The organism is Paenibacillus sp. VCA1 (assembly GCF_031583795.1).
Classification (GTDB): Bacteria; Bacillota; Bacilli; order Paenibacillales; family Paenibacillaceae; genus Paenibacillus_AQ; species Paenibacillus_AQ albilobatus.
In genome coordinates, this window is record NZ_JAVLSX010000011.1 from 87,194 (window position 1) to 109,596 (window position 22,403).

Annotated in this window: 17 protein-coding genes and 1 pseudogene; 15 read left to right on the forward strand and 3 right to left on the reverse strand. The window is 52.8% G+C overall.

Annotated features, from left to right (window positions below; translation table 11 throughout):
- The first annotated feature begins 108 nt into the window (after positions 1 to 108).
- A complete protein-coding gene (locus RJP21_RS23415) occupies positions 109 to 1,236 on the forward strand; it encodes a sn-glycerol-1-phosphate dehydrogenase (RefSeq protein ID WP_310861459.1) in 1,128 nt (375 codons plus the stop codon).
- A 211-nt stretch (positions 1,237 to 1,447) separates the two neighbouring features.
- Here RJP21_RS23415 and RJP21_RS23420 read toward each other — a convergent pair whose 3' ends face one another.
- Complete coding sequence (locus tag RJP21_RS23420; RefSeq protein ID WP_310861460.1) at positions 1,448 to 2,365, reverse strand: ArsR/SmtB family transcription factor; 918 nt, start codon at positions 2,363 to 2,365, stop codon at positions 1,448 to 1,450.
- 617 nt (positions 2,366 to 2,982) lie between these two features.
- Here RJP21_RS23420 and RJP21_RS23425 point away from each other — a divergent pair.
- From RJP21_RS23425 to RJP21_RS23435, 3 genes are all read left to right on the forward strand, one after another.
- Complete coding sequence (locus tag RJP21_RS23425; RefSeq protein WP_310861461.1) at positions 2,983 to 4,314, forward strand: ABC transporter substrate-binding protein; 1,332 nt, start codon at positions 2,983 to 2,985, stop codon at positions 4,312 to 4,314.
- Positions 4,315 to 4,385: 71 nt separating this feature from the next.
- Positions 4,386 to 5,279: a carbohydrate ABC transporter permease gene (locus tag RJP21_RS23430; RefSeq protein ID WP_310861462.1), complete on the forward strand. Its 894-nt coding sequence runs from the start codon at positions 4,386 to 4,388 to the stop codon at positions 5,277 to 5,279.
- 3 nt (positions 5,280 to 5,282) lie between these two features.
- A complete protein-coding gene (locus tag RJP21_RS23435) occupies positions 5,283 to 6,116 on the forward strand; it encodes a carbohydrate ABC transporter permease (RefSeq protein ID WP_310861463.1) in 834 nt (277 codons plus the stop codon).
- A gap of 94 nt (positions 6,117 to 6,210) precedes the next feature.
- Here the strand turns inward: RJP21_RS23435 and RJP21_RS23440 are convergent, their stop codons facing one another.
- A complete protein-coding gene (locus RJP21_RS23440) occupies positions 6,211 to 7,128 on the reverse strand; it encodes an ArsR/SmtB family transcription factor (RefSeq protein ID WP_310861464.1) in 918 nt (305 codons plus the stop codon).
- A 357-nt stretch (positions 7,129 to 7,485) separates the two neighbouring features.
- Between RJP21_RS23440 and arfA the strand changes: the two genes are divergently transcribed.
- The 7 genes from arfA (at position 7,486) to RJP21_RS23475 (ending at position 15,329) form a co-directional block, all read left to right on the forward strand.
- Entirely contained in the window at positions 7,486 to 9,000 is a 1,515-nt protein-coding gene (gene arfA / locus RJP21_RS23445) for an arabinosylfuranosidase ArfA (RefSeq protein ID WP_310861465.1), read from the forward strand.
- 386 nt (positions 9,001 to 9,386) lie between these two features.
- Positions 9,387 to 10,601, forward strand: coding sequence for an extracellular solute-binding protein (locus RJP21_RS23450; protein ID WP_310861544.1), 1,215 nt, complete (start codon positions 9,387 to 9,389; stop codon positions 10,599 to 10,601).
- An 86-nt stretch (positions 10,602 to 10,687) separates the two neighbouring features.
- Positions 10,688 to 11,563 carry a carbohydrate ABC transporter permease gene (locus RJP21_RS23455; RefSeq protein WP_310861466.1) on the forward strand — a complete coding sequence of 292 codons (876 nt, stop codon included), beginning with the start codon at positions 10,688 to 10,690 and terminating at the stop codon, positions 11,561 to 11,563.
- A gap of 51 nt (positions 11,564 to 11,614) precedes the next feature.
- Complete coding sequence (locus RJP21_RS23460; protein WP_310861467.1) at positions 11,615 to 12,460, forward strand: carbohydrate ABC transporter permease; 846 nt, start codon at positions 11,615 to 11,617, stop codon at positions 12,458 to 12,460.
- 30 nt (positions 12,461 to 12,490) lie between these two features.
- Positions 12,491 to 13,972, forward strand: coding sequence for an alpha-N-arabinofuranosidase (locus tag RJP21_RS23465; RefSeq protein WP_310861468.1), 1,482 nt, complete (start codon positions 12,491 to 12,493; stop codon positions 13,970 to 13,972).
- A gap of 58 nt (positions 13,973 to 14,030) precedes the next feature.
- Complete coding sequence (locus RJP21_RS23470) at positions 14,031 to 14,297, forward strand: DUF6171 family protein (RefSeq protein WP_310861469.1); 267 nt, start codon at positions 14,031 to 14,033, stop codon at positions 14,295 to 14,297.
- Positions 14,298 to 14,345: 48 nt separating this feature from the next.
- A complete protein-coding gene (locus RJP21_RS23475; protein WP_310861470.1) occupies positions 14,346 to 15,329 on the forward strand; it encodes a glycoside hydrolase family 43 protein in 984 nt (327 codons plus the stop codon).
- Positions 15,330 to 15,510: 181 nt separating this feature from the next.
- Here RJP21_RS23475 and RJP21_RS23480 read toward each other — a convergent pair whose 3' ends face one another.
- Complete coding sequence (locus tag RJP21_RS23480; RefSeq protein WP_310861471.1) at positions 15,511 to 16,041, reverse strand: GNAT family N-acetyltransferase; 531 nt, start codon at positions 16,039 to 16,041, stop codon at positions 15,511 to 15,513.
- A 298-nt stretch (positions 16,042 to 16,339) separates the two neighbouring features.
- On the opposite strand from RJP21_RS23480, the pseudogene RJP21_RS23485 reads away from it, so the two are divergent.
- The 4 genes and pseudogenes from RJP21_RS23485 to odhB all read left to right on the forward strand — a co-directional run bounded on the left by RJP21_RS23485 (position 16,340) and on the right by odhB (position 22,341).
- Positions 16,340 to 16,888 (forward strand): annotated as a pseudogene (locus RJP21_RS23485) (AAA family ATPase).
- An 85-nt stretch (positions 16,889 to 16,973) separates the two neighbouring features.
- On the forward strand, positions 16,974 to 17,855 hold the full coding sequence (locus RJP21_RS23490; RefSeq protein WP_310861472.1) for a DUF72 domain-containing protein: 882 nt from the start codon (positions 16,974 to 16,976) through the stop codon (positions 17,853 to 17,855).
- Positions 17,856 to 18,204: 349 nt separating this feature from the next.
- Positions 18,205 to 21,081, forward strand: a complete 2,877-nt coding sequence (locus RJP21_RS23495; protein ID WP_310861473.1) for a 2-oxoglutarate dehydrogenase E1 component — start codon at positions 18,205 to 18,207, stop codon at positions 21,079 to 21,081.
- Positions 21,082 to 21,087: 6 nt separating this feature from the next.
- Positions 21,088 to 22,341: a 2-oxoglutarate dehydrogenase complex dihydrolipoyllysine-residue succinyltransferase gene (odhB, locus tag RJP21_RS23500; protein ID WP_310861474.1), complete on the forward strand. Its 1,254-nt coding sequence runs from the start codon at positions 21,088 to 21,090 to the stop codon at positions 22,339 to 22,341.
- The last annotated feature ends 62 nt before the right edge of the window (positions 22,342 to 22,403 follow it).

The window sequence follows — 22,403 nt, forward strand, 5'->3', positions numbered from 1 at the left end:
GGGTTGAAAACGAACGTCTTCAGCTCTCAGCGGCTATGCAAAGGGCAGACGGTTGTTGTCAGACCGACGGTCTTTTCGTTATGGGGGCAGATATAAGGAGGGATCAGCATGAACAACGTTCCGGTGGAATACGCGCTGGATCAAATGGTGCTTGAAAAGGGAGCGATCAAACAAGCGGCCGCCTATCTCAAGGAAAAAGGGTGTCAAAACGTCATTCTGACGGTGGATGGGAACACCTACGAGGCTGCGGGCAAGGAGCTGGAACGGGAGCTGAAGGCTGCCGGCGTCGGCATTCGCTTGTGCCTGATCGAGCCCGGGCCGTCCGGAGACGTCGTGGCCGACGAACCGTCGCTTCTGCAGCTGCTGCTTGAAGTGAACCCGGAAACGACGGATGCGGTGATCGCGGCGGGTTCAGGAACGATCCACGATATTGTTCGCTTCGTATGTTACAAAACGGGGAAACCGTTCGTTTCGGTGCCGACGGCTCCGTCGGTGGACGGTTTTACGTCAAAGGGAGCTCCCTTGATCGTCCGCGGCGTGAAAAAGACGTTTCCGGCCACGGGACCGGTGGCGATTTTCGCCGATCTGGACGTTCTGACGAAAGCGCCGCAGCAGCTGGTTGCCGCCGGATTCGGCGACATGCTCGGCAAATACACTTCGTTATTCGATTGGAATTTTTCGCATTTGACTGCGGCGGAGCCTTACGACCAGGAAGTCGCGGCCATGACGGAAAAAGCGCTGAACGCCTGCGTAGAGCATGTCGACGAGATCGGTAACCGGACGGAGGAGGGCATCCGCATCCTGATGACGTCCCTGATTGAATCCGGGATCGCGATGCTCAAATTCGGGCAGTCCCATCCGGCCTCCGGCGCCGAACATCATCTCTCCCATTTCTGGGAGATGGAATATTTGCGCCGCGGCAGCCGGGCGCTGCTGCACGGCGCGAAGGTCGGCGTGGCCTGCGCGGAAATTTCGCGCCTCTACCATGACGCGGCCTTCCGCGGCGTTTATCCGCGGCAGGAGCCCGACATGCTGCGGAAGCATGGCGCACAGGTGCGGGAGTGGCTCGGCGCGGTGCCTGCCGAAGCCGAAATCCGCTCGCTCCTGCAGCGCGCAGGCGGACCTTCAAGCCTGCAGGAGCTCGGCATTGACGACGGGCTGTTCGCGGAAAGCCTGCGCGAAGCCCATCTCTTGCGCGACCGCCATACGCTGCTGCGCGCGTTGAATGAAGCCTGAAGCCGTTGCCGCGTGACGGCGTTGCCTATCGAAAAGTAAAAGGGACCCTGGAGCATATGAATGCATGTCCAAGGTCCCCTTTATGAAGATATAAGAAGTTTCGAAGCGATGGCTCCCTTATACCTCAAGAAAAAATTCCGCTAAGCATGGTCTGTCTTCCGTGAAAGTACGGCGATAGACGTTTTTCTTAAAAGGCATGGCGGGCGTCCGCTTAATCCGGATTGACGTCGTACAGCACGCGGGCCAGCAGGTCCTGGCTGTAGTTGCCGAAGTTTTTGCCGAAGATGGTCAGGCCCCGTTTGTTCTCGGACTGTTCCGTGACGGCGATCCGGAAGGTCAGCTCGCTTTTGTAGTCGAGGTTGATTTGGTCCAGCGTTACGTCCGATATCCGGCATCCGTCGATAAAGCTGCCCTCTTGATTGATGCGGATCAGCTTTAGCATGCCGTATTGGTTCAAATGCGGCGGCCACCATTCCGGATTGAACGTGCCGCGGGCGTCGCCGAAATCGCCGGGACTGGTCCAGCAGCCGATCTCGATCCCGTTGACGTAAAAATATATGTCCGAAGGATAATTGTCGCAGAAGCCGGGGGCTTCGGACCCGAGTTCCATCGAGAACTGGATTTCCCGGAAAGACTGATTCGGCTTCAAATAGTTGGGAATGCGGTATTCCAAAAAACCTTCGGCCAGCCAGATGATTTCCGCGTCGATCCGCTGCGGGTCGGCGAAATACCGGGGATCGTCGAAATCGCCGACGATGCTGTCTTTGGTTGCAAGTCCGCAGGTCGGAACCGCTTGATAGTTGCTGTAATGTCCGACCTGGATTTCCACTTCGTACAGGTTGTCGACGTCTTTGCTTCGCAGATCGACCATCAGCTTGTCTTTATTCAAGTAGCACATTTTTTGGATGCCGTGCTTGCCGACGCTGGTGTTGATTTCGATGAGTCCGCTTTCCTCCAGCTTTTTGACATGCATCGTAATGGCTCCATTGCTCAGGTTGAGCTTCCCCGCAAGATCGTTCAGATTCAGCGCCTGGTTCGTCGCCAGCAGTTCGAGGATCCGGATCCTGATCTCCGAGCTTAACGCTTTGAAAATATCAATGCCGCTCATTAAATCCTTGATATAAATCATATCATCGAACCCTTCTTCAAATAAGTATGGATACATCCCTATTTCTTTTATTTTAAATAATTATAAACTAATATAATTGTTAAAGATAGTGTGCCGCATGTTTTTTTAAGAAACAACAATTTTTTTATAACATTTGACAGATTTATAGCAGTTCATTTCAAACAAACTTAAACTTATAACGTCATGTTCGGACGAGGAACGAAGCTTATTTAAAGATTTTATCACTTATTTATGATTGAACATTATTTTGTTTTAATAAACAATAAAAAGTTTTATAGTTATTTATTTACAACAGGGAAATGGTGTGCTATTTTATATTTGAAAGCGAATTCATTTGTATATACATAAAACGTTTTATGTTTAATGAAATTAAATAATCGGCTGCAACCGTCAAAAGAACGAAGGTTCTGGAGGAAGCAGCCCGCGTCGAATCGCCGAACCCAAGGCAGCCCTGACATCCATTTGTGAAAGCGGTTCATGCCGAGACGATCGGAGTCAAACCTCACTTCCGGAAGGAAGGATGCCGCGGCTTAGAACCCGCACGCTCCAATTCCGCTTCCGGAGTGTTCTATGTTTGAACAAGGCTTAAGCCAACAAATCATTCAGGAGGGTCAAGGATGAAGAAAACATGGCTGGTTACGCTTCTGGTGCTTTTGATGACAACGATCTTATGGGGGTGCGGCGGGAAGTCGTCGTCTTCGGGAGGGAAAACGTCCGTGCTGGATGGCGGTGCGGGCAAAAGCGCAACGGAATTATCGTATTGGACGTTCGTGGAGCTGCATGGGCAGCACTTCGAGAAAATGCTTGAAAAATGGAACAAGGCCAATCCGGACCGGCAAATCAAGCTTAACGTGACCGTCATGCCTTACGACGACATGCATAACAAGCTGTCCATCGCCGTGCAAACCGGGGTCGGCGCCCCCGATATCGCGGACATCGAGCTCGGCAAATTCCCGGATTTTCTGAAAGGGACCCCGCAGCTGGAGCCGCTGAATGATGTGATCGACCCGTATCGGGACACGATCGTGAAGTCGAGAATCGATCTGTACAGCAAAGACGGCAAAAATTACGGCGTTCCGACCCACGTCGGAGCATCGGTTGCATTTTACAATACGGAAATATTGAAAGAGGCCGGGGTCGATTACACGAAGATCGTCACCTGGGAAGATTTCAAACAGGCCGGCATCAAGGTGCATGAGAAGACGGGAAAATATATGGGGACCGCGGACACAAGCGCGCTTTGGCAGGTTTCCCAGCTGCTCGCCCAGCAGGGAGCGGATCTAACCGACGATCAGGGCAATCCGGTGGTGAATTCGGAAGCGGCGGTAAAAGCGCTGAAGATGCTGAAAGATTTGCAGGACAACGACGTCATTGCGACGATTGCCGGCGGCCAGCCGGATACCGAAGAAGCTTACGGGGAATTTAATTCCGGCAACTACGCGACGGCGTTCATGCCTTTGTGGCAGATGTCCCGCTACACCAATTACATGCCCGATTTGGCAGGGAAAATCGCGATCGCGCCGATTCCGGTCATGGAAAAAGGAATGCCCCGTTCCGTCGGCGGCGGGGGCACGGGCACCGTCGTTACGAAAACGGCGAAGGACGTGCAGCTGGCCAAAGATTTCCTGGCATTCGCCAAATTGAGTTTGGACGCGAACAAGGAAATTTGGAACACCCTCGGCTTTGACCCGGTCAATATGGATGTTTGGAACATGAAGGACGTCACCCACAATCCGGAGAACAAATTCGTCAAATATTTCGTCAACAATCCGTTTGACGTGCTGAACGAGATCAAGGACGAAATTCGGCTCATCAAATCGACGCCGGCAAGCCCGACGATCAACAACGTGCTTTGCACGGTGACGCTGAACGAAATATTCGAGGACGGCAAGGACATTAAGCAGGCGCTTGACGATGCCCAGTCGCAAATCGAGCAGGAACTGAAATAAGGCTGCCGTGATGACAAACCGGGAAAGCTGCCCCTCGAACGGGCAGCTTTCTTCGAAAGGAGTCTGACGTTATGGTCAAAAGATTTTTGTATTCGCAGAAGGTCGCTCCGTATGTCTTTGTTCTTCCGTTTGTTTTAGTCTTTCTCGTATTTTGGATATACCCGCTCGCCAGCTCCGTGGGGATGAGCTTTCAGAAGGTGACGCTGGGGCAGGAGGCGCAGTGGATCGGATTCGACAATTACGCCAAGCTCATGGGGGATAAGACGTTTTTTAAAGCCGTGGCGAACAGCGCGGTTTACATGGTGCTGACGCTCCTGATCCTGATCCCGTTTCCGATGCTTTTTGCGGTGCTGATCAACAGCAGGCTGATGTGGGGAAGGGAATTTTTTAAATCGTCGTTTTTCTTCCCGGCGCTGACCTCGGTGGTCGTGGCGGGGACGATTTTTCGGCTTATGTTCGGGGAAATGGAGGGTTCGCTGATCAACAGCATTCTCGGCTGGTTCGGCATCGACCCGGTCAAGTTTTTGAAGGGGCAGGTGACGGGATACATCGCGCTTGTCGCATTGGCAACGTGGAGATGGACCGGGGTGAACATGCTTTATTTTTTGTCGGGGCTCAAAAACATTCCGGACGACTACTATGAAGCCGCATCGATGGACGGCGCGTCAAGCTGGCAGAAGTTTACGAGGATCACGATGCCGCTGCTGAAGCCGACGACGATTTACGTGGTGACGATCAGCATCTACGCGGGGCTCGCCATGTTTATTGAAAGCATGATGCTGTGGAACGGCAACAATTCGCCCAAAAACATCGGTTTGACCATCGTCGGTTACCTGTACCGCCAAGGCATCGAGAAAAACAATCTCGGCTACGCGGCGGCCGTCGGGATCGTGCTGCTGGCCATCACCATGATCATCAACCTCACCCAGCTTGCATTCTCCGGCATGTTCAAGAAGGAGGAGTAACCCATGAAAAAAGAGCTAACGGCCAAAATCGTCCTTTTTGCGTTGTTTGCCGTCATCTGTCTCCTGATCCTCATTCCGTTTTACGCGGTAACGATCGCCTCCTTTAAGCCGGGGGAGGATTTGATCCGTTACGGGCTGAACCTTCGCTTCGACTTGTCCGTGATGAGCCTGGACAACTTCGCGTATTTATTTACCGGCGATCATGCCTATTTTAAATGGTTTTTCAACTCGCTGCTGTTGACCGTCGTTCAGGTTGCCTTGACGCTGATCGTCAGCGCGACGGTGGCTTACGGTTTTTCGGCGTACGAGTTCAAAGGAAAAAACGTTTTGTTCGTCTGCGTGCTGCTTATCATGATGGTGCCGTTCGAAATATTGCTGCTGCCGCTTTATACGCTGATCTACAACATCGGGCTTATGAACTCCTATTCGGCGATCGTTTTGCCCGGCATTGCGAGCGCGGCGACGATTTTCTTTTTCCGGCAGTATCTCAGCGGCGTTCCCAAGGAGATCATCGCGGCGGGCCGGGTCGACGGCGCCACCGAATACGGCATTTACGCCCGGTTGATTTTGCCCGTGATGAAGCCGTCTTTTGCGGCGATGGCCATTTTAAACGGGATGAACAGCTGGAACAACTTCCTGTGGCCGTTTATGGTGCTCAGCGACGACAACAAATACACGCTTCCGATCGGTTTAAAAACGCTGCTGACGCCGTACGGCAACAACTACGACCTGCTGATCGTCGGCTCGTTTTTTTCGATCATTCCGATTTTTATCCTGTTTGTCGCCTTCCAGAAATATTTTATCGACGGCATGACGGCCGGGGCGGTAAAAGGGTGAGCGTCCGCTTCGAGCAAGGGCATGCGGCGGGCGAAAAAAAGGGACCTTAGGCAAAATGATCCTGCCAGGTCCCCTTCCGTGTTAGGGCATTGGTTTATTCCTGCTTTACATCATACAGCACGCGGGCCAGCAAATCCTGGCCGTAATTGCCGAAGTGTTTGCCGTAGATCGTCAGGCCCCGTTTGTTTTCGGCATGCTCCGTGACGGCGATCCGGAAGGTCAGCTCGCTTTTGTAATCGAGGTTGATCTGATCCAGCGTCACGTCCGAAATCCGGCAGCCGTCGATATAACTTCCTTCCTGGTTGATGCGGATCAGCTTCAGCATGCCGTATTGGTTCAGATGGGGCGGCCACCAGTCGGGGTTGAACGTGCCCCGCGCGTTTCCGAAGTCCCCGGGACTGGTCCAGAAGCCAATTTCCACGCCGTTTACGTAGAAGTAAATGTCCGACGGATAGTTGTCGCAAAAACCCGGAGCTTCGGAGCCGAGTTCCATCGAAAATTGAATTTCGCGGAAGGTCTGGTTCGGCTTCAGGTAGTTGGGGATGCGGTATTCCAGAAAACCTTCGGTCAGCCAGATGATTTCGGCGTCGATCCGCTGCGGATCGGCGAAATAGCGGGGATCGTCGAAGTCGCCGATAATGCTGTCTTTGGTTGCAAGTCCGCAGGTCGGCTCGGCCCGGTAATTGCTGTAATGTCCAACCTGAATTTCGACTTCGTACAGATTGTCGACATCTTTGCTCCGCAGATCGACCATCAGCTTGTCTTTATTGAGATAGCATATTTTTTGAATGCCGTGTTTGCCTACGCTGGTGTTGATTTCGATGAGCCCGCTTTCCTCAAGCTTTTTGACATGCATCGTGATGGCACCGTTGCTCAAATTCAGCTTGCCCGCAAGATCATTCAGGTTAAGAGCCTGGTTCTGGGCCAGCAATTGCAGGATTTGAATCCTGATTTCCGAGCTTAACGCCTTGAAAATGTCGATGCCGCTCATTAAATCCTTGATATAGATCATATCATCGAACCCTTCTTCCGGTAGATATGGAAAAAAACAAAGATCATATCCCAATCATTATAAACGAACAAAACGGCTAAAGATAGTAGACCGCCTGTTGGAGGCATTGGCATGAACCGTTTGGTTTTTCCCATTTGTTTTATATAAATATAAAAAATAAGCAAAAAGTAGAGTCATCATACCGCTTTTTACTACGAATTCAGCGCATTATCGACAATTAATTTTATAAAAACATGAAATGTTTTATATATTCATGTTTACTTTTTACTGATCCTATGTTATTTTATATCTGTAAGCGGATTCAATCAAGTTTACTAAATTAATTCATACATTGCTAAAATGGAAGGTGGTCGACAGATGTCATCGACAGCACATAAAGCCCGCATCGTTATAGATAAAGCCTTCAAAATCGCGGAAGTAGACAAGCGGATTTACGGCTCGTTCATCGAACATTTGGGACGCGCGGTATATGGCGGAATCTACGAACCGTCGCATGCTACCGCCGACAGCCTCGGTTTTCGCGGAGACGTCAAGGAGCTCGTCCGGCAGCTGGGCGTTCCGATCATCCGCTACCCTGGCGGCAACTTCGTGTCGGGGTACAACTGGGAAGACGGCGTAGGGCCGGTCGAGCTTCGACCGAAACGGCTGGAGCTGGCCTGGAGAACCGTCGAACCAAACGAGGTGGGGACCAACGAGTTTATGCGCTGGGCGAAGGAAGTCGGCTCGGAAGTGATGATGGCCGTCAACCTGGGAACCCGGGGCGTGGATGCGGCGCGCAACCTGCTGGAGTATTGCAACCATCCTTCCGGCAGCTATTACAGCGATTTGCGGCGCAGTCACGGATACGAAGCTCCGCATAAAGTCAAGACGTGGTGCCTCGGCAACGAGATGGACGGTCCTTGGCAGATCGGGCAGAAGACGCCGGTCGAATACGGGCGTTTGGCTTATGAAACGGCCAAAGCGATGCGTCTCGTCGATCCTGACATCGAACTAGTATCCTGCGGCAGCTCAAGCACCGGCATGCCAACCTTCCCCGAATGGGAAGCAGTGACGCTGGATCATACGTATGACGTCGTCGATTTCGTTTCACTTCACCAATATTACGGCAACCGGGATAACGACTCTGCGAACTTTCTTGCCAGAACGATGGATTTGGAGCACTTTATCCATACCGTCATTTCAACTTGCGACTACATAAAAGCGAAGAAGCGCAGCAAGAAGACGATGTATCTCAGCTTCGACGAGTGGAACGTCTGGTATCACTCCAATCAGGCGGACGCTAAAATCGAGCCTTGGTCGGTCGGACCTCCGCAGCTCGAAGACATCTATAACTTCGAGGACGCCCTTCTGGTCGGCGGCTTCCTGATCTCGTTCCTGAGACATGCCGACCGCGTCAAAATGGCCTGCCTGGCCCAATTGGTCAACGTCATCGCGCCGATCATGACCGAAAACGGCGGCCGAGCCTGGAAGCAAACGATCTTTTATCCATACCTTCACGCTTCAATGTATGGACGCGGCACTTCGCTGCAGCCGATCGTCGATTCGCCGAAATATGACGCGCAGGACTATACGGACGTACCGTACCTGGAGAGCGCGGTTGTCTATAACGAAGAGGACGAAGAGCTGACCGTCTTTGCGCTGAACCGCCATTTGCAGGATGCGCTCGACGTGGAATGCGACGTCAGAGGTTTCGAAGGCTACCGCGTCGTGGAACATATCGTTCTGGAGCATGACGATCTGAAGGCGGTGAATACGGCTGCCGAGGAAAACGTCAAACCTCATTCGCGCGGAAATGCGGAATGCAAGGACGGATTCGTGCATACCCGGCTCGCCAAAGCGTCCTGGAACGTCATCCGGTTGAAAAAGGCGTAAACGACTGGAAACTGCGGTTGTTCGGCGCCCAAATACGGGGATTACCTGCTTATTTTCATACATTTCAGTTTGGTTCTGCCGATTCCTTTTTGCTCTTCGGGAAGGAAAATGATAGAGGGGTAAAAAGGAACGGCAGATTTTTAAATTTTGCGATGGGGGTGAGGTACGGCGGCCGCCGAGAGGAAATCGCGGATAGAAAAGCATAGGTTCGAGCACGCCAACATGTACGTACAAGTTGAAGGCGGGTCATGGGAAATCGCAATGATTCAAGGTTTTTAATGAAATGAAAGCATGCTTTCAAAAAAGAAAAAATCGAAGGATTTTAGGGAATCCATGTTTAGGGGGCGGAAGTTTTGAAAAAGAAAAGCTTTGTTGTTTCATTGTTGATGGTATTCGCGGCAAGCATGCTGTTGTCCGCATGCGGAAGCGGCAGCGACAGCAAGACGATTACGTTCTGGACGCCGCTGACGGGCGACGACGGGGCTTATATGGATGAAATCGTGAAGGAATATAATGCGACAAATCCTGAAATCAAGGTCAAACACGTCATCACATCCGATATGTACACGAAAATTTCCACCGTGCTCAACTCCGGCAAAGGCATTCCGGATCTGGCGATCATCCACGCGGACCGCGTTCCGGGCTTCGCAAAGCAGGGCGTTTTGGAGCCGATTGACAGCGCCATTAAGGGGCAGCCGGAGATCAAGCAGGAGAACTATTTGCCGCAAGCCTGGTCCACGGGCAACATTGACGGCACGCAGTATACGGTTCCGCTCGATATTCACAGCAACGTGATGTACTACAACAAGGATCTGCTGAAAAAATATAACGCGGAGTCCATCCTCGACGACAATGTCGTGACGATCGACGAAATGCTTTCCCTGAAAGGGAAACTGGCTCCGGACGAATATGTCGTGAACGACGCGCTGCTCGGCTGGGTCATTTTGGCGCAGGTGCAAGACTTGGGCGGCGACATTCAGGAAAACGGCAAGCCTGCCGTCAATACGCCGGTGATGAAGCAAGCGTTCGAAAACGTGAAAAAGATTGCCGACGCAGGACTCATGACACCGTTCGGCGAGGACGGTTACCTGATGTTCCAATCCGGCAAAGTGCTCTTCTCCACCGACGGAACTTGGAGCTCGACGGCGCATGCCAAGGTGGAAGGCTTGAACTTCGGCGTGACCAACATCTATTCGCCGACGGCTGACAAGTTTACGAATCGCGCTTCTTCCCACTTGTTCGCCATGTTTAAAAACGACAAGCGTTCCGATGAAAAAGAAGCCGGAATCGGCGCCTTCCTGGAGTTCGTTCGCGAACATTCCCTGGAATGGGCGAAAGCAGGACAAATCGTAGCGAGTAAGCAAGTCAACGAAAGCCCGGAATACAAGCAGTACATGCAATCCTTCTTCACATCGAATGAGCAGGAGACGAAATCGCTCTACATCTACACTTACGAGTACTATCCATACGTAGCCGAAGCGGTTGATACCTATTGCGCGGATATCGTTCGGGGAAATGTCGATTTGGATGAAACGCTTCAGAAGATGCAGAAATTCGTAGAGGACAAGATCGCGGAGAGCAGCAAACAGACGACCAAGTAAGCCTTAGCAAAATAGAAAGATAGAAATAATGTGCCGGACTTGCCTGCCTGGCGCATTATTTCTCCAAAAGGAGAAATTACAAGGCTATGAAAAAGAAATCATTTGCACCGTTTTTCTTTGTCGGCCCTCACTTGATTTTATTTCTGATTTTCATCCTGATCCCGACGATCTACGGGATTTATGCTTCGTTTACACAGTGGAACCTAATGAACGATCCTGCGTGGATCGGCCTGCAAAACTATAAGACGATTTTGTTCGACACGAGTTCAACGTTTCATACCCAATTTTTTAACGGTTTGAAAAACACCTTGATCTTTGTCGTCATCAGCGTTCCGCTCCTGATCGTCATTCCGCTCATGGTTGCCGTCGCTTTGGAGCATAAAAAGGTGAAGCTGAAGGGCGTCATTCAATCGATTATTTACATTCCGGGACTGATTTCGATATCCGCGGCCGCATTGATTTGGCTGCTGATTTTCAATAAACAGCTGGGCATTACCGGCAACGTGCTTCATTCGACGGTCTCCTGGGCGGCAACCCAGCCTTATGCATGGATCATCATTTTCGTCATTACGGTATGGGGCGGCGTCGGCGGCAATATGATCATTTACCGGGCTTCCATTGCCGGTGTTTCCAAAGAATTGTACGAGGCGGCGGAGATCGATGGAGCCGGATCGGTACGGAGATTTTTCAGCATTACCTTGCCTTCGATCAATTTCCCGTTAATCTACACGTTTGTCATGACGACGGCGGGCGCCTTCAACGTGTTCGGGCAGCCTCTCATGATGACCAAAGGCGGTCCGCAGCAAAGCACGCACGTGCTCATGATGTATATTCGCCAGCTTGCTTTCGGCAATGGGGAATCGATTGCGGGAATGGCATCTGCCATGGCCGTTCTGCTCGGTTTGGTCATTTTGGTCATCTCAGCGCTGCAATATTATGTCATGAACCGGAACACGAAGTAGGTCGTTTAAGCAGATGCTGGATTTAGGAAACGAGAGGTAGGGTTAATCAAAATGTCGAAAAAAGTGAGCATCTCCAAATATGTCGCGTACCTATTCTTAATCGTACTTTGTGTCATATGGGTCGTCCCGGTGTTGTTCGGGATTTCGACGTCGTTCCGTTCGCAGACCGAAGTGGTATCTTCGGGTTTCCGTCTTTTTCCGAAAGAATGGACGTTCGAAAACTACGTAGCGATTTTGGACAATACGTCCACGGCGCCGATCTTGCGCTGGCTGTTTAACTCCGTATTTATCGCGGTGTCGCACACCTTGCTTGTCATCGTTATCATTTCGCTGACGGGTTACGGGTATGCCCGCATGAATTTCAAAGGCAGAGACGCGCTGTTTTTTACGCTGCTCGGCATTTCGTTTTTCCCGGGGGTCGTCAACATCATTCCGTCCTACAAAATCATCGATGCCTTCGGGTGGGTAAACACGTCCTTGGCCATGATTATTCCCGGCCTCGCAGGAATGGGGAACATCTTCCTCGTCAGACAGTTCCTGAAGGGAATTCCGGGCGAGCTGGACGAATCCGCGCGCGTGGACGGCGCCGGCGATTTCAGGATTTATTATTCGATCATTTTGCCGCTCATCAAGCCGGTTCTTATCGTTTGCGGCCTGTTTTCCTTCGTCGGATCGTGGAACGACTTCCTGTGGCCGGTCATCGTCTATACGGATGTCGACAAAATGCCGATTACGGCAGGGCTGCTTTTGCTGCAGGATATTTACGGCAACTACCGCATGATCGGGCAATTGATGGGTTCGGCGATGCTGGCGATCATTCCGACGCTGCTGCTGTTCGCGTTCGCCCAAAAATATTTTATTCAATCGATCAATTTGAATTCAGGCATCAAGGGATAAAAATACAACGTCATATTGGAGGATTCAACTATGCATAACGTGATCGTCAACACGGACATTTCCAGAGGAAAGATCAGCAAACATATCTACGGCCATTTTGCCGAACATCTCGGCAGATGCATCTACGAAGGCATTTGGGTCGGCGAGGATTCCCCGATTCCGAATACGAAAGGGATCCGAAGCGACGTGCTGGAAGCCTTGAAAAACATCAAGGTGCCGGTTCTCCGTTGGCCGGGAGGCTGCTTCGCCGACGAATACCACTGGAAGGACGGGGTCGGCCCGAGAGAAAGCCGCAAACGGATGGTCAACACGCATTGGGGCGGCGTGGTCGAAAACAACCATTTCGGCACGCATGAATTCATGCTGCTGTGCGAACTGCTCGAATGCGAACCGTACATTTGCGGCAACGTCGGCAGCGGGACCGTTCAGGAGATGTCCGAGTGGGTCGAATACATGACGTTCGACGGGGAATCGCCGATGGCCAACTGGCGCAAGGAAAACGGCAGAGAAGAACCTTGGAAGCTGAAATATTTCGGCGTCGGCAACGAAAACTGGGGCTGCGGGGGCAACATGCGTCCGGAATATTACGCCGACCTGTACCGTCGTTACCAGACGTACGTCCGCAATTACGGCGGCAACAAAATCTACAAAATCGCCGGCGGCGCCAACGTGGACGACTACAACTGGACGGAAGTGCTGATGAAAAACGCCGGTTGGCTCATGGACGGCTTGAGCTTGCACTATTACACGATTCCGGGCGATTTCTGGCTCGGCAAAGGATCGGCGCTTGATTTTGAAGAAGGCGAATGGTTCATCACGATGAAAAAGGCCCTTCACATGGACGAACTCATTACGAAACACAGCACGATCATGGACAAATACGATCCGGAGAAACGCGTGGGCATGATCATCGACGAGTGGGGCACCTGGTTTGACGTCGAACCTGGCACGAATCCGGGATTCCTGTATCAGCAAAACACGATCCGCGACGCGCTGGTGGCCGGCGTTCACTTCAACATTTTCCACAAGCATGCGGACCGCGTGCATATGACGAACATCGCGCAGACGGTGAACGTGCTGCAGGCGATGATTTTGACCGAAGGCGAAAAAATGATCCTGACTCCGACGTACCATGTGTTCGACATGTTCAAGGTGCATCAGGATGCCGAGCTGCTGGCGGTCGATGCTTCGGTCGGCACTTATGAAATGAGCGGGGAAACGCTGCCGCAGGTGACCGTGTCGGCTTCCAAGGATGCGGAGGGCAAAGTTCACGTCAGCCTGGTCAACATCGACCATCAAAACGAAGCGTCGGTCAGCCTGGAGCTCCGCGGGCTTCGAGCCAATCCGCAGGTGACCGGCACGGTTCTGACGGCCGACCGTTTGAACGCGCACAACACGTTCGAGCAGCCGAAAAATGTCGCTCCGGCAGCGTTTAACGGCGCTATCGTGGAAGGCGGCAAGCTGAACGTGAAGCTTCCGGCGATGTCCGTCGTTACGCTGACCATCGAATAAATCGGCGGGACAATCGACTAAACGCCAAAACAGGCAAGCGGGAAAGGGAGGCTGATCGATGATGGAGGAGCGTCAGGAAAGCTGCAAGGGATGCAGCGCGAGCGTACAGGTTTCGCCGGAAAAGCTGCAGCGGCTCGTCGAGATCGCGACGCGCGGCAGAGAAACGGCCTCCGAGGAGGTATACCGGCAGCGGATCGGGCAGTGCGAGCGCTGCCCGGGGCTTCAGTATGGAACGACCTGCCAATATTGCGGGTGCCTCGTTGCGGTTAAAGCCCGGCTGAAGGATTCCGCTTGCCCGTATCCTTTTGCTCCGAAATGGAGCTGAAGAGGAACCTATCAAGATTCGGCATTACGTTATAAAGGAGAACCTGATATGGAGAGAAACCGAAAATACAACAACCCGATCGTATGGCAGCGCGCCGACCCTTGGGTATACAAGCATAGCGATAACTATTATTATTTTACGGCTTCCGTTCCGGAATACGACCGGATCGAAATCCGCAGATCCAAGACGCTGCAGGGACTGGGGGATGCCGAGCCGGTCGTGGCATGGCGCAAATACGAAACCGGCCCGCTTAGCGCGAACATCTGGGCGCCGGAGATTCATTATATAGAAGGAAAATGGTACATCTATTTTGCCGCCGCCCGAACGACCGAAACGAAAGAGGGACTGTTCGACCACCGGATGTACGTTTTGGAAAACGCGTCCGAGAACCCGCTCGAAGGCCAGTGGGTCGAAAAAGGTCAAGTCCGTACCCAGTGGGAATCCTTTGCGCTGGATGCGACCACGTTCGAACACCGTGGGGTGCGTTATTACGTCTGGGCCCAAAAGGATCCGGAAATCGAAGGCAATTCGAACCTGTACATTTCGGAAATGAGCAATCCGTGGACGCTGAAAGGCAAGCAGGTCATGATCTCGACGCCGGAGTATCCGTGGGAAGTGATCGGATTTAAAGTCAACGAAGGTGCGGCCGTGCTGAAACGCAACGGGCGCATCTATATCGGCTATTCGGCCAGCGCCACCGATCACAACTACTGCATGGGACTGTTGTACGCCGACGAATCGGCGGACCTGCTCGATCCGGCTTCCTGGATGAAGTCGCCGGAGCCCGTGTTCCAAACATCCGAGGCGACGGGGCAATACGGCCCGGGGCACAACAGCTTTACCGTCTCCGAGGACGGCGAGGACGTCATCGTGTACCATGCCCGCAATTACAAGGAAATTACGGGGGATCCGCTGTACGACCCGAACCGGCATACAAGAGCCCAGGTTTTCACCTGGAACGAGGACGGAACGCCGAATTTCGGCGTTCCGGAGCCGGACGGCGCCGAAAGCGAAGATCAAGTCAAAGCTTAATATGAACGAAATTGCGGAAGTCCGCTGCGAAGGCAGCGGGCTTTTTTTTGACGGCTCGTTGCCTCCGAAGACTGTTTCACCGTTCTTTCCTCGGTATATGTATGTACCAAAACGAAATTTGCGTCATAATCCAAGGTCTAAGGAGGAGAAACGCATGAGCGAACGCGACCCCCGGGACTGATTATGAGGTTAATGATTTTTGCATAAAGATGACAATATCGGAGCGAATCCTTGTTCCGTTCTTATCATGGTATTCCCAATTGATTTGAAAATCACCGTAGCCCCAGTCTATAAAACCCAGGTTTTCATATAACCTTCTTGCTTCGGGATTATCCTTGCTGCTTACTTCCAAACCGATATGAGTGCATCCTCTTTCTCTTGATAATCTCTCGGCTTCGCGAATGATTGCTGTCGCTACACCTTTTTTACGGTAGTCATCTTTGGTTAATCCTCCCTCCAAGAAGGCGCTATGCGTTACGTCGATATATTGGGTTACACGAGCATCCCGAGGACCGCTCCATCGCAATAAAAAGTGCCCGATCGGACGATTTTTATGCCATGCGATTAAATATACGCCTTCGCCTTTCCTCTGCACATCGTACCGACGATACTGAGGTTTTGTCAGATTGCCGGGTGAAAACACTTCTTCAAGAAAATCCAATTGATGCTCTTCGGCTGGTTTGACAACAAGATCAAAATCGTGCTGATTCATTATTGCATCACTCCTGCCCGTTTATTTTGAATATCGTATTTGAGTGCTTTTGCTCCTTAATAACACGAACCGTACTAGCCATTCTGAATAGGGATGACCTATTCCTTCCTTGTAAGTTTGATGATGTAAATGTAAATCTAGGAAGATCTATGACTATATCATGATGCGGGGAACAAAGCAAAAGCGGCCGCATAACAATCTCTCAGGCAAATTAACGCTCCTAATCCCCGCGGGCCTTTTGTATACTAGCAGTAGAAAGATCATTAACCGTTTTTTTTCAAGAGAGGAGCTTAGAGCTATGAAATCCAGCCGGCAGGCGATGATTTTGATCACCGGGATCATGGCCAGCGGAAAATCAACCGTTGCGCAGCTGCTAGCCGAACGATTGGACAGATCGGTGCATTTGCGCGGAGACATGTTCCGGAAAATGATCGTAAACGACCGGGAGGGAGGTCCGGCCCGATGCCGATGGGGCGGAGCTTGAGCAGCTTTCGCTGCGATACCGGTTGGCCGCGCAGGCGGCCGATGCCTATTATGCGGCGGGGTTTAACGTTGTCGTGCAGGACGTAGTGATCGGCAGAGTGCTTGAGGATTTCGTCTCTTATGTACAGACACGCCCTTTGTACGTCGTCGTGTTATGCCCCAATCCTTCCGTCGTGGCGCAAAGGGAAGCCGGGCGGTCAAAAAAGGTTACGGGGAATGGACGATGGAAGGGCTGAACGAAGTGCTGCTCGGCGAAACCCCACGGATCGGCATGTGGCTTGACACTTCTTCGATGACTGCCGAGCAGACCGTCGATGAAATTATGAAATCGGTATGGGATCGCGGAGACGCGGACGTTTCATAGGCAAATCGCCGGACCGGTTTTTGGGTATAAATGTTATTGTAAGGAAGTTGTTGGTCATACTAAGACATGATGGAGTCGATTGCCATTGAAACATACGGACATAAGCGAAAAACAGGTTCAGATCGGCCTGGCGGGCTGGGGAGACCATGACGATATTTATCCCCCGGGGACGAAAGCGGGAGACAAGCTGAAGGAATACGCCCGCCGGTTTCCGATCGTGGAGCTCGACAGCTCTTTTTATGCGATTCCAACGCCGGAAAGAATGCTGAAATGGAGCGAACAGACGCCGGATTCCTTCGGCTTTGTCGTCAAGGCCTATCAGGGGATGACGGGCCATACCCGCGGCAAAATCCCTTTTCCTGACGCGAGGTCGATGTTTCATGCGTTCCGGGAGTCCGCAGAAGCGCTGCAGGCCGCCGGCAAGTTGAGGGCGGTGCTGTTTCAGTATCCGCCTTGGTTTGATTGCGGTCGAAAAAACGTGGAAGTGCTGCGCCGAACCCGGCAGTGGATGGACGGGCTGCCGCTTGCGCTGGAGTTCCGCCATCAAAGCTGGTTTGCCGGGGAGATGCGGGACAAGACGCTTGCCTTTATGCGGGAAGAGGGCTGGATCCATTCGGTTTGCGACGAGCCGCAAGCGGGGGAGGGATCCATTCCGACGGTTCTTGCGCCTACGCGGGACGACGCCACCCTTGTGCGCTTGCATGGGCGGAACGCCGAAGGATGGCAATCCGGCGGGCAGCCGAACTGGAGGGAGGTTCGTTATCTGTATCGGTACGCTGAGCGGGAGCTTGCGGAATGGAAAGAGAATATCCTCAGGCTGCTCGAATCCACGAAAACGTGCTGGGTTGTATTTAACAACAACTCCGGCGGGGATGCGGCTCATAACGCGCTGCAGCTGATGCGTTCGTTCGGTTTGGATATGCCCGAGCTGCCTCCGGACCAATTGTCGCTTTTTGATGAACAATAAGAGGGCGTTTGTTCACAGATTCGAACCGGTAAAAAGCCCATTTTTTTCGTGGAATTTCCAAATCGATGCCTCATTTGCATGGGTGTTGTCAATGTTTCCATATCGATTGGCGGCAAAAAGCACGTTTTTGCCCCGATTGATCTGTTTTTTAGATCATAACTATATTAAATGGTTATTTCAGGTATGGAGAGGATTTGTTTATAATAGAAATTGAGCCGCTTACATTTTGCTGAAACGGCTTACAAGAATCATTTTTTCAGATTTCCGTCCAACGTATAGATTGAATGATTCGAAGGATTCTCATTCTATATGACTATTAAAAAACCAAGGCGGAGGTATTACTTTAGCGATGATAACCAATAAGAGCGACACACAAACGCAGGGTGCCTGGGAATCTTACTACGGCCCCAACCTGGGATACGTTCAGGAGCAGTACGAACGTTACGTCAACGATCCCGAATCGGTGGACGAAACGTTCCGCAAAGTGTTTCAAACATGGGGCGCGCCTCCGATGGCGCCGGTACAATTGGCGCCTGTAAGCGCAGTATCTGCCAACGCGCCGTTTGACCCGAGCCTGCTGAAAAAAGGCGTGGATGCCGGAAAACTCGTATGGAACATCCGGGCGTACGGCCATTTGGCCGCCGACATCGATCCGCTCGGCATCATTCCGAAGCCGGATACGCGCGTGCTTGAACCTGAACAATACGGACTGAGCCAGTCCGATCTTGCGGCATTCCCTGCATCCCTGATCTGGGACGGAGCGCCCGAGAATGTCAAAACCGGTTGGGAAGCGATCCAGAAACTGCGTCAAACATATACCGGAACGATTGCGTTTGAATTCAGCCACGTGCATGAAACGGAAGAACGCGTATGGCTGAACCGTCATGTCGAAAGCGGCAACTTCCCGACTCCGCTCAGCGAAACGGAGAAAGTGAACCTGCTGGAAAGACTGATCGAAGTCGAGCAATTCGAGGAATTTCTGCACCGTACCTTCGTTGGGCAAAAACGTTTCTCCATCGAAGGAAACGACGTGCTGGTTCCGATGCTCGACGAATTGGTGCGCAATATGGCGGACGACGGCGCGGAGCATATTCTGATGGGAATGGCTCACCGCGGCCGCTTGAACGTACTTGCGCATGTGCTCGGCAAGCCTTACGAAAAGATTTTCTCTGAATTCCATCATTCGCCGAACAAAAAACTGTTCCCGTCCGAAGGCTCGATGGGCATCAATTTCGGATGGACCGGCGACGTCAAATACCACTTAGGGGCAAAACGCGTCCTGAAGGACGGCAGTGTCGTTCAAACCCGCATCACGCTCGCGAATAACCCGAGCCATCTGGAGTTCGTCAATCCGGTGGTGGAAGGCTTTGCGCGCGCGGCGCAGGAAGACCGTACGAAACCCGGTTATCCGGAGCAGGACGTGAACAAAGCCGCCACGGTTCTCATCCACGGGGACTCCGCTTTCCCTGGCGAAGGCATCGTGGCCGAAACGCTGAACTTCAACAAGCTGCCTGGTTTCCAAAACGGAGGAACCATTCACATCATCGCGAACAACAACATCGGATTTACGACGGAAAGCCGCGATTCCCGCTCGACCCATTATGCCAGCGACCTGGCCAAAGGGTATGAAATTCCGATCGTCCACGTCAATGCGGATGATCCGGAAGCATGTATCGCCGCGATCCGCCTTGCATGCGAATACCGCAACAAGTTCAAGAAAGACTTCCTGATCGATCTGGTCGGCTACCGCCGTTACGGCCATAACGAAACGGACGATCCGGATACGACGCAGCCGCTCATTTACGACAAAGTGAAAAGCCATCCGCGCGTTGCCGCCATTTATGCCGGCGTGCTTGAACAAAGCGGCTTGGTCAGCAAGGAGCAAAGCGGCCGCCTGATCCAGGACGTGCAGAACCGCATGAAGGAAGCGTACGACAAAATCAAGGATCAGGAGCAGGAGCCTGCGAATACCCATCAGCAATCGCCTGCCGAAGACCGGATTAAGGCGATCAAAACCGGCGTGCCGCTGAAAAAGCTGCGGGAAATCAACTCCGACTTGCTGAAGCGCCCTGAAGGCTTCAACGTTTATCCGAAGCTGCAGCGCATTTTGGAACGCCGTGAAACGGCGCTGAACGACGGGGAAAAGGTAGACTGGAGTTTGGCGGAAACGCTGGCGTTCGCAAGCATCATCGCCGACGGCAAGCCGATCCGCATCACGGGCCAGGACGCCGAACGCGCGACGTTTGCGCACCGCAACCTCGTCCTTCACGACGTGAAAAACGGTTCGACTTTCTGCCCGCTGCATGAGCTGCCGCAGGCGAAAGCATCCTTTGCGATTCATAACAGCCCGCTGTCCGAAGCTTCCGTGCTCGGATTCGAATACGGCTATAACGTGTATTCCCCGGAAACGCTGGTCATCTGGGAAGCGCAATTCGGCGATTTCGCCAACTGCGCGCAGGTCATTACGGACCAGTTCATTTCGGCCGGACGTTCGAAGTGGGGACAAAAATCGAGCCTTGTCATGCTTCTGCCTCACGGTTACGAAGGACAGGGACCGGAGCACTCCAGCGCCCGTCTCGAACGTTTCCTTCAGCTGGGCGGCGAAGAGAACTTCACCGTCGTCAATCTGACGAGCGCGGCTCAATATTTCCACCTGCTTCGCCGTCAGGCCGCTTTGACCGAAAGCGAAGACGCGCGTCCGCTGATCGTGATGTCGCCGAAGAGCCTCATCCGCAACAGCCGCGTCGCATCCAGCGGCAAGGAGCTGAGCGAAGGGCGTTTCCATCGTGTGCTTGAGCAAGAGGGACTCGGCAAACATCCGGAACGGGTGGAACGTCTCGTTCTTTGCAGCGGCAAAATCGCGGTTGAGCTGGAAGAAGCCTTGAGCAAGGAAGAAGGATCCCATGACTGGCTGCACATTATTCGCATCGAGCAGCTGTATCCGTTCCCTGAGCAAGAGGTCCGCGAGATTTTCGCAAGATATACGAACGCCAAAGAAATTTTGTGGGTACAGGAAGAACCGGAAAACATGGGCGCTTGGCGTTATATCGAGCCCCATCTCCGCAAACTGGCGCCTCAAGGCACGCCTGTGAACTACAACGGCCGTCCTGAACGTTCGAGTACCGCCAGCGGCTTCCAGCAAGTACACAGCTTTGAGCAGCAGCAGATCGTATCGACAGCATTGAACCAAAAATCTATCAAGCATAACATCGCATTGGGGAGGTAGCAGGCCGTGAGCGAAATTACAGTACCGGCAATGGGTGAATCGATTACCGAGGGAACAATCTACAAATGGCATGTTCAAGAAGGGGATGCCGTAAACCAGGGTGATGTGCTTCTGGAGCTCGAAACCGACAAGGTCAATCTGGAAATCAGCGCGGAGGAGTCCGGCGTCGTCGAGAAGATTTTGAGAAAAGACGGCGATACCGTTCAAATCGGCGAAGTGATCGGTAGACTTGCGGCTGGAGGCGAAGCTGCGGCCGCAGCTTCCAGCGCGCCTGCGAAAGAAGAGCCGAAAGCCGAAGAAAAAGCACCGGCCGCTCCGGCAGCGCCAAACGCGCCGGCTGAACCTGCGAAAGAAGGGGAAACGTATCTTGCGGCTTCTCCGGCTGCACGCAAGCTGGCCCGCGAGCAGGGCATCGATCTGGAGCAGGTGAACCGTGATCCGAAAGGACGCATCTTCCAGGAAAACGTTAAAAACCATGCGGAAGCTCCGGCTCCGCGTCCGGCAGCCGCGGCCCCTGCAGCGCAAACGGCGGCGCCGGCCGTAACCGGCCAACCGGGAAAACCTGCCGAACGCCAGCGCATGTCCCGCCGCCGGGCAACGATCGCCAAACGTCTGGTGGAAGCACAGCACACGGCCGCTATGCTGACTACCTTCAACGAAGTGGATATGACCGCAATCATGGACATCCGCAAACGCCGCAAGGATGCGTTCAAGGACAAACATGATATCGGACTCGGCTTTATGTCCTTCTTCACGAAAGCGGTGGTGGGCGCGCTGAAGCAGTTCCCGCTGCTGAATGCGGAAATCGACGGCGAAGACATCATCGTGAAGAAATATTACGACATCGGCATCGCCGTGGCGGCGAAGGAAGGTCTCGTCGTACCGGTCGTCCGTGACGCGGATCGACTCAGCTTTGCCGCCATCGAGAAGGAAATCGCTTCGCTGGCTTCCAAAGCCCGCAGCAATACGCTGGCATTGTCCGAACTTCAAGGCGGAACGTTCACGATTACGAACGGCGGCACATTCGGCTCGCTGATGTCCACGCCAATCCTGAACTCGCCGCAGGTAGGCATCCTCGGCATGCACAAAATCCAGCTCCGTCCGGTTGCCATCGACGAAGAACGCTCGGAAAACCGTCCGATGATGTACATCGCGCTTTCCTACGATCACCGGATCGTAGACGGCAGCGACGCCGTCCGCTTCCTCGTCACGGTCAAACAATTGCTGGAAGATCCGGAATCCCTGCTGCTTGAAGGCTGATTGCATGATACCTTACTAGGAACCTTTAAGCCGTCCCGAATGGTCCGAAGACCCGGGGCGGC

Excerpts from the sequence above, each read along its gene's own strand:
- RJP21_RS23430 (WP_310861462.1), top strand. The coding sequence starts at position 4,386 with ATGGTCAAAAGATTTTTGTATTCGCAGAAGGTCGCTCCGTATGTCTTT.
- RJP21_RS23415 (WP_310861459.1), top strand. The coding sequence starts at position 109 with ATGAACAACGTTCCGGTGGAATACGCGCTGGATCAAATGGTGCTTGAA.
- RJP21_RS23450 (WP_310861544.1), top strand. The coding sequence starts at position 9,387 with ATGGTATTCGCGGCAAGCATGCTGTTGTCCGCATGCGGAAGCGGCAGC.
- RJP21_RS23455 (WP_310861466.1), top strand. The coding sequence starts at position 10,688 with ATGAAAAAGAAATCATTTGCACCGTTTTTCTTTGTCGGCCCTCACTTG.
- RJP21_RS23440 (WP_310861464.1), bottom strand. The coding sequence starts at position 7,128 with ATGATCTATATCAAGGATTTAATGAGCGGCATCGACATTTTCAAGGCG.
- RJP21_RS23475 (WP_310861470.1), top strand. The coding sequence starts at position 14,346 with ATGGAGAGAAACCGAAAATACAACAACCCGATCGTATGGCAGCGCGCC.
- RJP21_RS23465 (WP_310861468.1), top strand. The coding sequence starts at position 12,491 with ATGCATAACGTGATCGTCAACACGGACATTTCCAGAGGAAAGATCAGC.
- arfA (WP_310861465.1), top strand. The coding sequence starts at position 7,486 with ATGTCATCGACAGCACATAAAGCCCGCATCGTTATAGATAAAGCCTTC.
- RJP21_RS23460 (WP_310861467.1), top strand. The coding sequence starts at position 11,615 with ATGTCGAAAAAAGTGAGCATCTCCAAATATGTCGCGTACCTATTCTTA.
- RJP21_RS23425 (WP_310861461.1), top strand. The coding sequence starts at position 2,983 with ATGAAGAAAACATGGCTGGTTACGCTTCTGGTGCTTTTGATGACAACG.
- RJP21_RS23480 (WP_310861471.1), bottom strand. The coding sequence starts at position 16,041 with ATGAATCAGCACGATTTTGATCTTGTTGTCAAACCAGCCGAAGAGCAT.
- RJP21_RS23495 (WP_310861473.1), top strand. The coding sequence starts at position 18,205 with ATGATAACCAATAAGAGCGACACACAAACGCAGGGTGCCTGGGAATCT.
- RJP21_RS23435 (WP_310861463.1), top strand. The coding sequence starts at position 5,283 with ATGAAAAAAGAGCTAACGGCCAAAATCGTCCTTTTTGCGTTGTTTGCC.
- RJP21_RS23420 (WP_310861460.1), bottom strand. The coding sequence starts at position 2,365 with ATGATTTATATCAAGGATTTAATGAGCGGCATTGATATTTTCAAAGCG.
- RJP21_RS23470 (WP_310861469.1), top strand. The coding sequence starts at position 14,031 with ATGATGGAGGAGCGTCAGGAAAGCTGCAAGGGATGCAGCGCGAGCGTA.